At 70.6% G+C, this 13,853-nt stretch carries 13 protein-coding genes and 1 tRNA gene; 10 read left to right on the plus strand and 4 right to left on the minus strand.

Annotated elements, in window-relative coordinates:
• Positions 1-78 precede the first annotated feature (78 nt).
• The 3 genes from D0Z67_RS25495 to D0Z67_RS25505 are packed head-to-tail and all read left to right on the plus strand — an operon-like array spanning position 79 to position 2,983.
• Positions 79-1,098 carry a sugar ABC transporter substrate-binding protein gene (locus D0Z67_RS25495; protein WP_031181428.1) on the plus strand — a complete coding sequence of 340 codons (1,020 nt, stop codon included), beginning with the start codon at positions 79-81 and terminating at the stop codon, positions 1,096-1,098.
• Complete coding sequence (locus tag D0Z67_RS25500) at positions 1,098-2,162, plus strand: ABC transporter permease (protein WP_031181427.1); 1,065 nt, start codon at positions 1,098-1,100, stop codon at positions 2,160-2,162. Before D0Z67_RS25495 ends, D0Z67_RS25500 begins: the two co-directional genes overlap by 1 nt.
• 5 nt (positions 2,163-2,167) lie before the next feature.
• Positions 2,168-2,983 (plus strand): ATP-binding cassette domain-containing protein, encoded by an 816-nt coding sequence (locus D0Z67_RS25505; RefSeq protein WP_051887712.1) that lies wholly within the window; start codon positions 2,168-2,170, stop codon positions 2,981-2,983.
• Positions 2,984-3,042: 59 nt separating this feature from the next.
• Here the strand turns inward: D0Z67_RS25505 and D0Z67_RS25510 are convergent, their stop codons facing one another.
• Both D0Z67_RS25510 and D0Z67_RS25515 read right to left on the minus strand, forming a co-directional pair.
• The gene (locus D0Z67_RS25510) at positions 3,043-4,047 is read right to left on the minus strand and encodes a Gfo/Idh/MocA family protein (protein WP_031181425.1); all 1,005 of its coding nucleotides are present in this window, start codon (positions 4,045-4,047) and stop codon (positions 3,043-3,045) included.
• Between the two features lie 43 nt (positions 4,048-4,090).
• Positions 4,091-5,251: a Gfo/Idh/MocA family protein gene (locus D0Z67_RS25515; RefSeq protein WP_031181424.1), complete on the minus strand. Its 1,161-nt coding sequence runs from the start codon at positions 5,249-5,251 to the stop codon at positions 4,091-4,093.
• Between the two features lie 140 nt (positions 5,252-5,391).
• Here D0Z67_RS25515 and D0Z67_RS25520 point away from each other — a divergent pair, with 140 nt between their 5' ends.
• From D0Z67_RS25520 to D0Z67_RS25540, 5 genes are all read left to right on the plus strand, one after another.
• Complete coding sequence (locus tag D0Z67_RS25520; protein ID WP_031181423.1) at positions 5,392-5,910, plus strand: hypothetical protein; 519 nt, start codon at positions 5,392-5,394, stop codon at positions 5,908-5,910.
• A gap of 68 nt (positions 5,911-5,978) precedes the next feature.
• Positions 5,979-6,052, plus strand: a tRNA-Pro gene (locus tag D0Z67_RS25525).
• 178 nt (positions 6,053-6,230) lie between these two features.
• On the plus strand, positions 6,231-7,436 hold the full coding sequence (locus D0Z67_RS25530) for a Shedu anti-phage system protein SduA domain-containing protein (RefSeq protein WP_031181422.1): 1,206 nt from the start codon (positions 6,231-6,233) through the stop codon (positions 7,434-7,436).
• Positions 7,437-7,524: 88 nt separating this feature from the next.
• The gene (locus tag D0Z67_RS25535) at positions 7,525-8,184 is read left to right on the plus strand and encodes a HEAT repeat domain-containing protein (RefSeq protein ID WP_037775150.1); all 660 of its coding nucleotides are present in this window, start codon (positions 7,525-7,527) and stop codon (positions 8,182-8,184) included.
• Between the two features lie 11 nt (positions 8,185-8,195).
• On the plus strand, positions 8,196-9,224 hold the full coding sequence (locus tag D0Z67_RS25540) for a MerR family transcriptional regulator (protein ID WP_031181420.1): 1,029 nt from the start codon (positions 8,196-8,198) through the stop codon (positions 9,222-9,224).
• A 24-nt stretch (positions 9,225-9,248) separates the two neighbouring features.
• On the opposite strand, the gene D0Z67_RS25545 is transcribed toward D0Z67_RS25540, so the two are convergent.
• Positions 9,249-10,169, minus strand: coding sequence for a CDP-diacylglycerol diphosphatase (locus D0Z67_RS25545; RefSeq protein WP_234312766.1), 921 nt, complete (start codon positions 10,167-10,169; stop codon positions 9,249-9,251).
• 127 nt (positions 10,170-10,296) lie between these two features.
• Between D0Z67_RS25545 and D0Z67_RS25550 the strand changes: the two genes are divergently transcribed.
• A complete protein-coding gene (locus D0Z67_RS25550; protein ID WP_031181418.1) occupies positions 10,297-11,070 on the plus strand; it encodes an AraC family transcriptional regulator in 774 nt (257 codons plus the stop codon).
• 113 nt (positions 11,071-11,183) lie between these two features.
• On the plus strand, positions 11,184-12,368 hold the full coding sequence (locus tag D0Z67_RS25555) for a 4-hydroxybenzoate 3-monooxygenase (protein ID WP_031181417.1): 1,185 nt from the start codon (positions 11,184-11,186) through the stop codon (positions 12,366-12,368).
• Here D0Z67_RS25555 and D0Z67_RS25560 read toward each other — a convergent pair.
• Complete coding sequence (locus tag D0Z67_RS25560) at positions 12,365-13,825, minus strand: AMP-binding protein (RefSeq protein ID WP_031181416.1); 1,461 nt, start codon at positions 13,823-13,825, stop codon at positions 12,365-12,367. The genes D0Z67_RS25555 and D0Z67_RS25560 overlap by 4 nt on opposite strands.
• Positions 13,826-13,853: the final 28 nt, after the last annotated feature.

Below are 13,853 nucleotides of genomic sequence, written 5' to 3' on the forward strand. Positions count from 1 at the left end.
ACCGGACCCGGCAGGGACTTGTATCCCGTCCCGACGCAACAGCGCTCACCCTTCCCAGCACAGTGAGGTGCAGGACAGATGGACCGCTCTTCTCGCTCGCGCTCACGCCGACTGGCCCCGGTCGTCGCGGTGGCCGCCGCCGCGGCCCTCACCCTCGCCGGCTGCTCCAGCGGTTCCGGCGGGAAGAAGGCGGCGGAGGGCGGGTCGGGGGCACCGGCCGGCAAGGCCGACACCCCCCGGATGACGGTCGCGCTGGTCACCCACCAGTCGCCCGGCGACACCTTCTGGGACATCGTCCGCAAGGGCGCCGAGGCGGCCGCCGCCAAGGACAACGTCAAGCTCGTCTACTCCGCCGACCCCAGCGCCGGCACCCAGGCCAACCTGGTGCAGAACGCCGTCGACCAGAAGGTGGACGGCATCGCGCTCACCCTGGCCAAGCCAGGCGCGATGAAGGACGTCATCGCCAAGGCCGACGCGGCGAAGATACCCGTGCTCGGCCTCAACTCCGGGCTCAGCGACTGGAAGAAGCTCGGACTGCTCCAGTTCTTCGGGCAGGACGAGAGCGTCGCGGGCGAGGCGCTCGGCAAGAAGCTGAACGAGGTCGGCGCCAAGAAGATCGTGTGTGTGATCCACGAGCAGGGCAACGTCGGCCTCACCCAGCGCTGCGACGGCGTGAGGAAGACCTTCTCCGGCAAGACCGAGACGCTGTACGTCAACGGCACCGACCGGCCCTCCGTGCAGTCCACCATCACCGCCAAGCTGAAGCAGGACAGCTCCCTCGACCATGTCGTCACCCTCGGCGCCCCGTTCGCGCTGACCGCCGTGCAGTCCGTCGCCGACGCGGGCGGCAAGGCCGAGGTCGCCACCTTCGACCTCAACAAGGACCTGACCGGCGCGATCAAGAAGGGCACCATCGAGTTCGCCGTCGACCAGCAGCCGTACCTCCAGGGCTACTTGGCCGTCGACTCGCTGTGGCTGTACAAGAACAACGGCAACTACAGCGGAGGCGGCGAGCAGCCGGTGCTCACCGGGCCGGCATTCGTGGACAAGTCCAACGTGGACCGGGTCGCCGAGTTCGCGGCGAAGGGCACCCGCTGATGAGCACCGCCCAGCGGACCGAGCCCGCCTCCGGCCCGCCACCGGTGTCCGGCCCGGCGCCGGGCACCGGACGCCCGCTCGCGCTGCGGCTGGTGGCACGTCCCGAAGTGGGCGTGTTCCTGGGCGCGTTGGCCGTCATGGTGTTCTTCCTCGTCGCCGCGCCCACGCTGCGCCAGGGCGACTCGATGGCCACCGTGCTCTACCAGTGCTCCACCATCGGGCTGATGGCGCTGCCGGTCGCGCTGCTGATGATCGGCGGGGAGTTCGACCTGTCCTCCGGCGTCGCCGTCATCACCTCGGCGCTCACCGCGAGCATGCTCAGCTACCAACTCACCGTGAACGTCTGGACGGGCGTACTCGTCTCCCTCGTACTCTCCCTGGCCATCGGGGCGTTCAACGGCTGGATGGTGGTGCGCACCGGGCTGCCCAGCTTCCTGGTCACCCTCGGCACCTTCCTGATCCTCCAGGGCGTCAACCTCGCCGTCACCAAGCTGGTCACCGGCAATGTCGCCACCGACGACATCAGCGACATGGACGGCTTCGGGCAGGCCAAGGCGGTCTTCGCGTCCTCGGTCGGCATCGGGGGCGTCCAGGTGAAGATCACCGTCTTCTACTGGCTCGCCTTCGCCGCGCTCGCCACCTGGGTGCTGCTGCGCACCAAGTACGGCAACTGGATCTTCGCGGTCGGCGGTAGCAAGGAGAGCGCCCGCGCGGTGGGTGTCCGGGTGGACTTCACCAAGATCACGCTGTTCATGCTGGTCAGCTTCGGCGCGTGGTTCGTCGGCATGCACAACCTGTTCGCCTTCAACACCGTGCAGTCCGGCGAGGGCGTGGGCCAGGAGCTGATCTACATCGCGGCCGCGGTGATCGGCGGCTGTCTGCTCACCGGGGGCTCGGGGTCCGCGATCGGACCGGTCTTCGGTGCCTTCATGTTCGGCATGGTCAACCAGGGCATCGTCTTCGCGGGTTGGAACCCCGACTGGTTCAAGGCGTTCCTCGGCGTGATGCTGCTCGGCGCCGTCCTGATCAATCTGTGGGTCCAGCGCACGGCGACCCGGAGGTGAGTGAGATGACCGACCAGAACACCGCCCCACTGGTGGAGTTGCGCGGCGCGGGCAAGTCGTACGGCACGGTACGCGCCCTGCACGGCGTCGACCTGGCCGTGCACGCGGGCCGGGTCACCTGTGTGCTCGGCGACAACGGCGCGGGCAAGTCCACCCTGATCAAAATCATCTCGGGCCTGCACCGGCACACCGAGGGCGAGTTCCTCGTGGACGGCGAGCCGGTGCGCTTCGACAGCCCGCGCGACGCCCTCGCCAAAGGCATCGCCGCCGTCTACCAGGACCTCGCCACCATCCCGCTGATGCCGGTCTGGCGGAACTTCTTCCTGGGCTCCGAACTCACCAAGGGCCCCTGGCCGTTGCGCCGCCTGGACATCGCCCGGATGAAGGAGACCGCCGACCGCGAACTCCGGGGGATGGGCATCGCCCTGGACGACCTGGAGCAGCCCATCGGCACCCTCTCCGGCGGCCAGCGCCAGTGCGTGGCCATCGCCCGCGCCGTCCACTTCGGCGCCCGCGTGCTGATCCTGGACGAGCCGACGGCCGCGCTCGGCGTCAAGCAGTCCGGGGTGGTCCTCAAGTACATCGCGGCCGCCCGCGACCGGGGCCTCGGCGTCATCTTCATCACCCACAACCCCCACCACGCCTACATGGTCGGCGACAACTTCAGCGTCCTGCGCCTCGGCACGCTCGAACTCAGCGCGGCCCGGGGGGACATCACTCTGGAGGACCTGACCAACCACATGGCGGGCGGCGCGGAACTCGCCACGCTCAAGCACGAGTTGGCCCAGGTGCGGGGGGTGGACACGGCGGAGCTGCCGTGAGGCCGGCGGAGGGGCGCGCACCCTGGGCCTGATCGTGGACGATCCGCGCGCCCGCGCCCTCAGCCGGTGCGGACCTCCGCCAGGGGTACCGGCCGGTGTTCGCGCAGCGAGAGCGTGCACGCCTCCGCGATCCAGCCCGCCTCCAGCGCCTCCTCGATCGTGCAGGGAGAGGGGCGCTTGCCGGCCACCACCTCGGTGAACGCGGTGAGTTCGGCACGGTAGGCGTCCGTGAACCGGTCCATGAAGAAGTCGTGCGGGGTGCCCGAGGGGAAGGTGACACCGGGCTCCGCCGAGCGGATCGGCAGCCGGTCGTCCAGGCCGACCGCGAGGGAGTCCGCGAACCCGAGCAGCTCCATGCGCACGTCGTGACCCCGGGCGTTGTGGCGGGAGTTGGAGACCACCGCGATCGTGCCGTCGTCCAGCGTGAGGACCGCGCTCGTGGTGTCGGCGTCGCCCGCCTCCGCGATGTACGCGGCACCCCGGTTGCCGCCGGCCGCGTACACCTCGGTCACCTCGCGGCCGGTCACCCAGCGGATCATGTCGAAGTCGTGCACGGAGCAGTCGCGGAAGATGCCCCCGGACGCGGCGACGTACGCGGCCGGCGGCGGCGCCGGGTCCAGGGTGGTGGAGCGCACCGTGTGCAGTCTGCCCAGCTCACCGGCGCGGACGGCGGCGCGGGCGGCCAGGAAACCGGCGTCGAAACGGCGGTTGAAGCCGATCTGGATCGGCACCCCGCTCTCCCGCACGGCGTCCAGCACCGCGACGCCCTCCTCGATGGTGCGGGCCACCGGCTTCTCGCAGAACACCGGTACGCCCGCCGCGACCCCGGCCCGGATCAGCGCGGGGTGGGCGTCGGTGGCGGCCGCGATCACCAGGCCGTCGACCCCGGCCGCGAGCAGCGCCTCGGGGGAGTCGGCGACCTCGGCCCCGTACCGTTCGGCGGCCGCCTTCGCCGCGTCCGCGACCGGGTCGGCGACGACGAGGGAGGTGACGGCGTCCAGTCCGGACAGGGTCTCGGCGTGGAAGGCGCCGATGCGGCCGAGGCCGAGAATTCCGATACGCATGTGCTCGAATGCTCCTCGCGTGTGCTGGGACAGGGGCCGCGCTTCAGCTCACCGGCAGATCGACCCACCCCCGGCCCTCGGCCGAGACCGCCATCGCGTCCAGCACCCCGGCCGCGCGCACCGCGTCCGCGAGCGTGGCGCCGTACGGCTTGCCCTCGGCGACCGAGCGGAGGAAGCGGTACGCCTCGACGACCTTGAGGTCGTCGTAGCCCATCGCGTTGGCCGCGCCGGGCTGGAAGGCGGCGAACTCGCCGTCCGCCGGGCCGACGTACACCGTGCTCATCGGCTGGTCCTGGTACAACCCGCCCCGGCTGACGCGGAGTTCGTTCATCCGGCGGAAGTCCCAGGCGACGGCGCCCTCGGTGCCGTGCACCTCGAAGCCGTAGTTGTTCTGCTCGCCGACCGACACCCGGCACGCCTCCAGCACGCCACGGGCGCCGGAGGCGAAGCGCAGCAGGCAGCTCACGTAGTCCTCGTTCTCCACCGGGCCGCGCTCGCCGCCCGCCGCGAGGGTGTGGCCGGCGGTCGCGCCGGCGGGGCGCGAGCGTTCCGGGACGAACACCGCCGTGTCGGCGGCCAGCGACTCGATGTCCCCGAGCAGGAAGTACGCGAGGTCGGCGCCGTGCGAGGCCAGGTCGCCCAGCACCCCGCTGCCGCCCCGGCCGCGCTCGTACCGCCAGGTCAGGGCACCGTCCGGGTGCGCGGCGTAGTCGCTGAGCAGGCGGACGCGGGCGTGGGTGATCCGGCCGATGCCGCCGGAGGCGATCAGCTCGCGGGCGGACTCCACGGCGGGCGCGTTGCGGTAGTTGAAACCGACCGCGCTCTGGACGCCGGCCGCGGCGACCGCGTCCGCGACCGCGCGGGCGTCCGCGCCGCTCAGCCCGACCGGCTTCTCGATCCACACGTGCTTGCCCGCCCGGGCCATCGCGACGCCGATCCCGCGGTGCAGGAAGTTCGGCGCGGTGACGCTGACGGCGCGCACGCGGGGGTCGGCGGCGACCTCGCGCCAGTCGCGGGTGGCGGTGGCGAAGCCGTACTGGGCGGCCGCCTCCTCCGCGAGGCCCGGCACCTCCTCGGCGACCGTCACCAGCTCGGGGCGCACGGGCAGCCGGGGGTAGTGGTGCGGGAGGCGGGCGTACGCCCGGGTGTGCACCCGGCCCATCCAGCCGAAACCCACGACGGCGACACCCAGCGCATCCACGATGACAGCCCTTCCCGGAACCGGACCCACATCTGCCGGGCCCACCTTTGTGCGGACAAATACCGGGTGTCAACCCTGCTGCGCGCCCCCGACCGGTGCACACCGGCGTGCGGGGGCGCGGGGGCCGGGTGATCGTGGGAGGCATGGCTGCTGACCCGACGGCGGAGGCCGGCGCACCCCGGCCGCGGCGCGACACCCGCGAGTCCGTCCTGTTCGGCGGGGTGTACGGCGCCGTCCTGGCCAGCTCCCTGGTCGCCGCGCTCACCCAGCACGGGCACGGCTCGGCGGCCAGCCGGCGCTACGACGCGCTGTGGGTCCTGGTCACCGCGTTCGCCTCCGCCCTCGCCCACGGTTACGCCCACCACGTCGCCGAACGCCGTCCTCGGCGCCGGGGCGAGGCGCTGCGGGCCCTGCGCGACGAGTGGCCGCTCGTCGCGGCCGTGCTGCCGACCGTGTTCCTGCTGGCCGGGGCGGGGTGGGGGTGGTGGCCGCCCGGTGACGTCGAGTACCCCGCCCTCTATCTCAACATCGCCATCCTCTTCACCCTCGGCGTGATCACCGCCCGCTGGGCCTCCCGCAGCTGGCCCTCCGCCCTCCTCACCGGCCTCGCCGACGCCCTCCTCGGCTTCGTCGTGGTCATCGCCAACGCCCTCATCAAGTGACCGGGCACCGCCGCGGGTGCGGTAGGGTTGACCTGCGTGATCACGCGGACCACTCCGCCGGATCACCTCGGGACGTGGCGCAGCTTGGTAGCGCACTTGACTGGGGGTCAAGGGGTCGCAGGTTCAAATCCTGTCGTCCCGACTCGTGAGAGTCGCAGGTCAGGGCCGGTTACGGAGAAATCCGCAACCGGCCTTCGCTGTTTCTGGGGGGACCCGCGGCGCCGTGGAGACGCATGGACCGGCACGATGCGCGGATAGTCCATCGGACGGCCCTGTCATACCTCGGGTGCACACTTCCCCTCATGGCGATCCGAAGTGACATGACGCTGGAATGGCAGCTCCGTGAGGTGGCGAAGAAGACCGGTGACGAGACGGTGGGCTCGGCGCTCAACGAGGTGTTCACCTATCTGCACAGCCTCGGCAATGGCAGGCGCAGGCAGGGAAAAGAGCTCATACGTCTGCTCGAGGTTGCCAGAGGGCTGGCTGCGGCCGCAGGGGAGTGGCAGGTCGTGCGGCTCCTGCAGGACTCGCTGGACTACGCGGAGGGCCGGATACTTCAGCACGATTTCGCGGAGCGTTACCGCCTCTTCCAGGATGGGACGCGACAGGAACGGAACCGAGACTTCCTCGCTAGTTCCCTGCGAGCGATGCATGAATGGCTTGTCTCGGAGTGCGAGGCACATCTGAGGAATCATCCCAGTGCGGGCGCGAAGGATGTAGTAGCGCATTTTCGGTCCCAGGGCCGTGACGCTGCGTTCCTGCGAGCTCCCGAGGACCGGCCCGGTCGCTACGTCATTCCGCGCGGGATGTCGGAGACCTCGCTGTGGCTGGAGCGGCTAATGCGCAGCGATCGTATCGAGGTGGAGGACCCCGCCAAGGCAGCCCGAAAGATCGTCAGCTCACCCGAGGCTCTAGCCCTGCTCGCGGCCGATGATGAGGGACAACTCGTCCTGCGGGCCGCCGAACTACGGCGGCGCTCGGCCGGACTCGAGTTGCTGCGTGCTGTTGTCGAGGATGACGAAGCGATGGAAAGAGATCTCCAGCGGGCGTTGGAGGGGCAGCACTGGATCTTCGGCGGGCGATTCGTTGGGCAGGCCGCCCACCGTCGGCTCGTGCCGGGGGACGAGGTGGACATCCCGCTGATACGGGGCGACGGGGCGCTCCACATCGTCGAACTCAAACGGGCCATGAGCCTTAAGAGGCGCCTGGTCAGATGGCACCGCAACGCCTGGGTGCCCGCTGCGTCGGTCCACGAGGCCGTCGGACAGGCCGTCAACTACCTCACCGGGCTGGACGAACACCGCGACCGCATTCGAGAGGAGCTCGGCATCGAGGTCCGCCGGGCCAGCGCGCTCGTTCTGGTTGGCCACCCGGGCTTGCACCCCGACATACCGGAGACGGAGATCAACGAAGCGTTGCGGACGTTCAACTCGCATCTCACGCGTGTCGAGGTACTCACCTATAAGGAGCTGCTGGACAACGCGGAGCGGTCTCTTGCCGGCGAGCTCTTGTCCGAAGATGAGTAGAGGGCTTAGGTCGGGCCGGATGGCAAGTGCTTGACCCTGACACCGTGGCAAGGTTTTGACTGGGGTGCTGGAGGTGGTCCCCATCGACATGACCGCTCAGCACACTCGTCTGGTCAAAGCCATGGGTGCAGAGGACACATCGGTTCGGCTTCAGGCAGCCATGGCGGTCGGGGCGAACGCCGACGCCGTCTTCCTGGAGAGCCTGGTCGAGCGGTGCGCCGTCGAGCCCGACTTCTTCGTGCGGGACATGTTGTCCTGGGCGTTGACGCGTCTCGCGCCGGAGACCACCCTGCCTCGCCTCCGGCAGGAGCTGGGCTCCGGGTGCGGTCAGGCCCGTAGCCAGGCGTTGCACACGCTCTCCAAGATCAAGGACCGGACCACGTGGGGGTGGATCACCCGTGACCTCCTGCGCGACGCCGACGACGAAGTCGCGCGAACCGCGTGGCGCGTGGCCGTCATCCTGGTACCCGAGGCGGAGGAGAGGGGACTGGCCGAGGAACTGGTCCGGCAGCTCGGGCGCGGTGACCGCGACGTGCGGCTGAGCCTCAGCCGGGCCTTGGTCGACCTCGGCGAAGCGAGCCGGCCCGCGCTGGAGCGGGCCGCCGGCCACCCGGACCCCGCCGTGTCGACCCACGCGCGCGCCACCGAGGTACTGCGGCGGAACCCGGAGGCCGGTTTCGACGCGGCCATCGAGGAGGCGAAGCGTACGGTCGTACTCGGCCCGGAGCGCGGGGCCGCGGAGGCATAGGAGGCCGTACGTTGCTGATCGGGGAGGTGGCTCGTCGGTCCGGGGTGAGTGCGCGGATGCTGCGGCACTACGACGCGCTGGGGCTGGTGCGGCCGAGCGGGCGGAGCGTCGGCGGGTACCGGGAGTACTCGGCCGATGACGTCCGCCGGATCTTCCATGTGGAGAGCCTGCGGTCGCTCGGGCTGTCGCTCAAGCAGATCGGACGGGCGCTGGAGGACCCGGGGTTCACGCCGTCCGCCCTGGTCGGCGACCTCATCCTGTGGGCGGAGGAACGCCTGGCGCGCGAGCGGGAGCTGCTCGACCGGCTTCGGGTCATCGACGCCTCCGCACCCACCGGCTGGCAGGACGTGCTCCGCGTCGTGGAACTCATGCGGGAACTGGACTCGACCAGCGCCGCCCGCAGACAGCAGGCCGTCCTCACCCGGCCGGACGGCATGCCGGTTCCGGCGGAGCTGCTGGCCGGGGCCGTACTGGGCGAGTCCGACCCGCACGTCGCGGGCGCCTTGCGCTGGGCCCTGGCCCGTACGGGCGACGACGGTGTGGCGGCGCTGGCGGCAGCCGCGCGGTCGGAGGATGTCGAGATCCGGCGGCGGGCGGTACTGGCGATCGCCGGGATGGCGGAGACGCCGGGCGCGATCGAAGTCCTCACGGACCGGCTGGACGACCCGGACGCCCCCGTCCGCAGACAAGCCGCACTCGCCCTGGGCGCACACGGCGTGGCGGCGGCCGTACCCACCCTCGTCCGCATGGTGGTGGACGGCACCAACGACGTGGACGCGGCGGAGGCGCTGGGAGTCCTCTCCCGGGACCCCGCTTCCGCTACCAGGATCACCACACTCCTGGCCGGTCGGCTGGACGCCCCCGAAGCCGACACCGCGACCCGCGTCCGTCTGATCCAGGCGCTGGTCGAACTGGAGGGCACCGTCCCGCTGGAGATCCTGCGCCGACTCGCCCACGACCAGGACCGCACCGTCGCCCTCGTGGCATCGGCCCTGGCGGGAGTCCTGGAGGAGCGGGCCGGCGAGGCGCTGGGCGACTAGGAGTGGTCGCCCAGCACATGTGCGTCAGCTATACACGAGCAGGTAGTCGCATGTGCTCGTGCCATCGTGGATCGACGTGTCGCTGTTGAGGACGTAGAAGGCGCCGGCGAACCCGGTGGCGGTCATCTTCGGGACCACGATCATCGTCTGGTTGGCCATGCTCAGAGAGTTGGGCCGCACCACGTTCGTGTTGAGCAGGCCGAACAGGTTGTCCCGCAGGTTGGGGAGCCGGAGGATGCGGTACACGCGGTCGCCCGCCGAGCCCGTGACGGCGGCCTGGTTGGCCGGGTTCCCCCACTGCGACGGCGACGTGGCCATACGGCCCTGCGACTCAAGCTCCTGGAGGCGCCGCTGGGTGCTCGCCCGGACGCCGGCCATGTGGATGTGCAGCTGGTTGAAGCGCCGGGCGCCCTGCGAGTTGATACCCAGGCCGATGTTCGGGTACTGCACGGGGACATCGCCGCCGCTGCGCGCGTTCTCCCACGCCTCGTGCCAGTAGTTCGGCGGGCCGCTGGTCACGAGGTACGGGCATTCGATGCCCGTCACACGGCACGCCGGGAGCAGGAGATAGTTGTGCGTGGTCTCCGGCTTTCCGTGCAGCACGACGTAATTCGCAGTCATCTTCAGGCAGTCCGGCTTGGGCTGCGGCGGCGGGGGGACGATTCCGCTGGTGCAGTACTGGACGTCGTGCCACAGCGGGTCGTTGTCCGTGGGCCGGCCGCAGATGCCCTGGAGGCTGGCCGGCGGGCACGGACCGGTGCCGCCCGGGGGAGGCGTGGTGGGACACGAGTCGGGGGTCGGACCTGCGGTGACACCGCTCGCCGCCACGGCCGTGCCGCCGCTCATCGCGGCCGCGCCGGCCAGGAGCGTTCCGGCGCCGACGGCACCGGAGACGGCGACGAACTGCCGCCGGGGAAATTCCTTCGCATTCTGCTGGTCGTTCATGGGTGATCTCCGATGGAGAGGCGCCTGCTGGGGGTTTTCGCAGCGTAAGTGGCGGAAATTGATTTACGGCGATCCGACCCATCGGCCGAATGAGTGAGCGTCGGGAACGGCGGTACGCTCTCGGGTGATGCCGGAGAACCGCCCCGCCCTGCCCGAGTCGGTGGACGTGCCCTTGCGCGGGGCCGGATGGCTGCCGCACGGCTATCACCTCGACGCCCACTCCCACCCCCATGGCCAGTTCGTCTACGCGGCAGCCGGTGTACTCGCCACCACCACCGAGCAAGGCACCTGGGTCGCCCCGGCCAACCGCCTGACCTGGACACCACCGGGCTTCGCCCACTCCCACCGCTTCTACGGCCGTACCGACACCCGTGTGCTCAGCGTCCCGCCGGAACTGTGCACCCAACTCTCCAAGCAGCCAAGCGTGTTCGCGGTCAGCCCGCTGCTGCGCGAGGCGGTGCTCGTGCTGACCGACCGGACCGAGAGCCGCCCCGGTGCCCACGGCCGCCTGCTCGCCGTGGTCATGGACGAGCTGGCCGACACCGCCGAGCGGTCACTGCACCTGCCCGAACCGCGCGACGACCGGCTGCGCGCCGTCACCGACCTCCTGCACGCCGACCCCGCCCGTCCTGCCACCCTGGCCGAGCTGGGCCGCGCGGCCGGGGCCGGTGAACGCACGCTGAGCAGGCTGTTCCACACCGAGCTGGGCATGAGCTTCCACCGCTGGCGCACCACCCTGCGCATCCATCACGCCCTGGCCCACCTCACCGACGGCCTGTCGGTCACCGACACCGCGATGGTGTGCGGCTGGTCCAACCCCTCCAGCTTCATCGACGCGTTCACCGAGGTGGTCGGGCAGACCCCGGGGCGCTATCAGGCGGAGCTGCGCGGCAGGCGGTAGGTTGGCGGGTTTCCGGTATCCGCTGTCGCTATGCCGGTGGTACGCGGTCCGGCTCCGGCTCCAGAGTGGGGGCAGTCCCTCGACATCCCCTGAGCACGGAGGCTTGTAGACCCATGTCGAAAACACCCGTGGCCATCGTCGGAGCCGGTGTCGCCGGTCTGGCGCTCGGCAACTTCCTGCTGCGCAACGGCGTCGACTGCGTCGTACTGGAGAAGCACAGCCGCTCCTACGTCGAGCAGTGTCAACGCGCGGGAACCGTCGACGCGTTCGGCGTGCGCATGCTCCGCGAGTGGGGGCTCGGCGAGGTGCTGGAGGGCACCCCGATACCCGAGAGCGAGGGCGCCTTCTTCATCGACGGGGATGCGATGCCGATCGACATGGACGACGACGGCAACGAGAGCCTCTACTGCCCGCAGCAGGTCCTCGTCCGCAACCTCACCGACGCCTACCTGCGTATGGGCGGCGACCTGCGGTACGAGGCCGCCGATGTGGTGCTGGAGAACATAGAGGGCGACCACACCCGCGGCCGCACCCACGGCCACACCCGGGTCCGGTACCAGGATCCCGACGGCACGGCCAGAACCGTCGAGTGCGACCTCATCGCCGGGTGCGACGGCTTCCACGGCGTCAGCCGGCGTTCCGTCCCGGCCGGCGTCCTCACCGAGTACTCCCACCGGTACGGGTACTCGTGGCTCAGTGTCCTGGCAGCCGTCCCCACGAACCCGTCCGGCATGGCGATCCACTCGCGCGGCCTCGCCGGGCTGATCCCGCGTGGCCCGCACGCCACCCGCGTCTACCTCCAGTGCGCCGTGGACGACACCCCCGAGCAGTGGCCGGACGCACGCGTCTGGAGCGAACTGGAAGCCCGGTTCGGGACGACGGTGGCGCGCGGCGAGATCGTCAGCAGCCACATAGTGCCGCTGCGCAGTGTGGTGTTCGACCCCATGTGTTACGGCAACCTGTATCTGCTCGGGGACGCGGCCCACATCGTGCCGCCGATGAGCGCCAAGGGCATCCACCTCGCCCTGCACGACGCCGAGGTGTTCGCCCACGCCGTCCTCCGCTGGGCCGGGGACGGCGACACGAGCCTGCTCGACGGCTACTCCGCGACCTGCCTGCCGCACATCTGGAACTACCAGGCGTTCGCCACCTGGATCACCCACGTCATGCACAACGCCGGGAACACCACGCAGGCGGGGGAGTTCCGCAAGCTGGTCGCCCGCGCGGAACTCCAGCGGCAGTTCACCTCGGAGTCGGCGAACCGGCTCTTCGGTGAACTCGCCTCCGTAACCAACTAGTTCAGGCGCTCCGCCCGCAACGCCGAGCGCCGCAGCTTCCCGGCCGCACTCCGCAGCGGCTCCGTCACCAACTCGAGCGATCTCGGCCGCTTGTGGGGCGACAGCCGGGCGGCCAGGAAGTCGGTGAGCTCCTCCGGGGTGGTCGTACGCCCCTCCTCGATCTGCACGATGGCGTGGACGCGGTTGCCCCGGTCCGGGTCCGGCAGGCCGATGACCGCGCTGGACAGGACGTGCGGATGCTCGGTGAGGGCGCCCTCGATCTCGGCGGGGTACACGTTCACCCCGCCGACCAGGAGCATGTCGGAGCGGCGGTCGTGGAGGTACAGATAGCCGTCCGCGTCGAACTCGCCGATGTCGCCGAGCGTCGACCAGCCGCCGGTCTCCTGGACCTCGGCCCCCAGGTACCGGAAGGCCGGCGGCTTGCCCTCCGCGACCCGCATGAAGATCTCACCGGGGACTTTGGGCCCGGTGACCGGTGTGCCGTCCAGACCCACGATCTTGATCTCGCCCCAGGTGGGACGGCCCACCGAGCCCCGGTGCGCCAGCCACTCCGTGCCGGAGATCGTGCAGCCGGCCTGGGCCTCGGTGCCCGCGTACAGCTCCCAGATCCGGTCCGCGCCCAGCCAGTCGATCCACGCCTGCTTGGTCGCGGGCGGACAGGGTTCGGCGCAGTGCCAGACCGAGACGAGGGAGGAGAGGTCGTAGCGGTCGCGGACCGGTGCCGGGAGGGCCAGGATGCGGCGCATCATGGTCGGCACCAGATACACCCAGGTGATCGCGTGCCGTTCCACCTCGGCCAGGACCCGTTCGGCGTCGAAGCGCTCCAGCAGGGTGACGGTCCCGCCGTTGAACAGGGTCGTCATCGCCGTGGAGAAGGGGGCGTTGTGATGGACGGGGGCGGTGACGAGGGACTGTTCGCCGGGGCGCAGTCCCCATGCCTCCATGTCGAACGGGTTGAACGCTCCCTCCGCCCCGGACAGGATGATCTTCGGCCGGCCGGTCGAACCACCCGAGGTGGGCGCCTTCCACGAGGGGCCGACCTCGGTGGGCAACTCGGCCTCCTCTGCGCCCAGTCGGCGCAATGCGGCGACGGTCGTCGTCCGGTTGGCCGGGCTCTCCTGGAGGCCCACGACGACCGGTGGTTCGGACAGGGCGAGTATCGCCCGTTCCTCGGCCGGTGCCAGCCTGGTCGACAACGGCTGCGGGATCGCGCCGAGTTTGAGGCAGGCGAAGGCCGCCACCACGACGTCCACGCCGTTCGGCAGCATGAGGGGGACGATGTGCCCGCGCTCGACACCGGCGCGATGCAGGCCGCGCGCGACGGCGTCGCTCGCCCGGTACAGCTCCTCCCAGGTCAGCTCCGTGTCGCCGGCGCGGACGGCCAAGGCGTCGGGGCGTCCGGCCGCGTGGGCTGCGGGGATGTCACCGAGCGGGAACCCCGGTTCGGGGGTGAACATGACTGTGTCTCCTCGTCGTTGGGGATTC

Source organism: Streptomyces seoulensis, assembly GCF_004328625.1.
Taxonomy (GTDB): Bacteria; Actinomycetota; Actinomycetes; order Streptomycetales; family Streptomycetaceae; genus Streptomyces; species Streptomyces seoulensis.

What these genes read in the sequence shown, in the direction of transcription:
- D0Z67_RS25495 (WP_031181428.1), top strand. Translation starts at nt 79, where the DNA reads ATGGACCGCTCTTCTCGCTCGCGCTCACGCCGACTGGCCCCGGTCGTC.
- D0Z67_RS25500 (WP_031181427.1), top strand. Translation starts at nt 1,098, where the DNA reads ATGAGCACCGCCCAGCGGACCGAGCCCGCCTCCGGCCCGCCACCGGTG.
- D0Z67_RS25505 (WP_051887712.1), top strand. Translation starts at nt 2,168, where the DNA reads ATGACCGACCAGAACACCGCCCCACTGGTGGAGTTGCGCGGCGCGGGC.
- D0Z67_RS25510 (WP_031181425.1), bottom strand. Translation starts at nt 4,047, where the DNA reads ATGCGTATCGGAATTCTCGGCCTCGGCCGCATCGGCGCCTTCCACGCC.
- D0Z67_RS25520 (WP_031181423.1), top strand. Translation starts at nt 5,392, where the DNA reads ATGGCTGCTGACCCGACGGCGGAGGCCGGCGCACCCCGGCCGCGGCGC.
- D0Z67_RS25530 (WP_031181422.1), top strand. Translation starts at nt 6,231, where the DNA reads ATGACGCTGGAATGGCAGCTCCGTGAGGTGGCGAAGAAGACCGGTGAC.
- D0Z67_RS25535 (WP_037775150.1), top strand. Translation starts at nt 7,525, where the DNA reads ATGACCGCTCAGCACACTCGTCTGGTCAAAGCCATGGGTGCAGAGGAC.
- D0Z67_RS25545 (WP_234312766.1), bottom strand. Translation starts at nt 10,169, where the DNA reads ATGAACGACCAGCAGAATGCGAAGGAATTTCCCCGGCGGCAGTTCGTC.
- D0Z67_RS25550 (WP_031181418.1), top strand. Translation starts at nt 10,297, where the DNA reads ATGCCGGAGAACCGCCCCGCCCTGCCCGAGTCGGTGGACGTGCCCTTG.
- D0Z67_RS25555 (WP_031181417.1), top strand. Translation starts at nt 11,184, where the DNA reads ATGTCGAAAACACCCGTGGCCATCGTCGGAGCCGGTGTCGCCGGTCTG.
- D0Z67_RS25560 (WP_031181416.1), bottom strand. Translation starts at nt 13,825, where the DNA reads ATGTTCACCCCCGAACCGGGGTTCCCGCTCGGTGACATCCCCGCAGCC.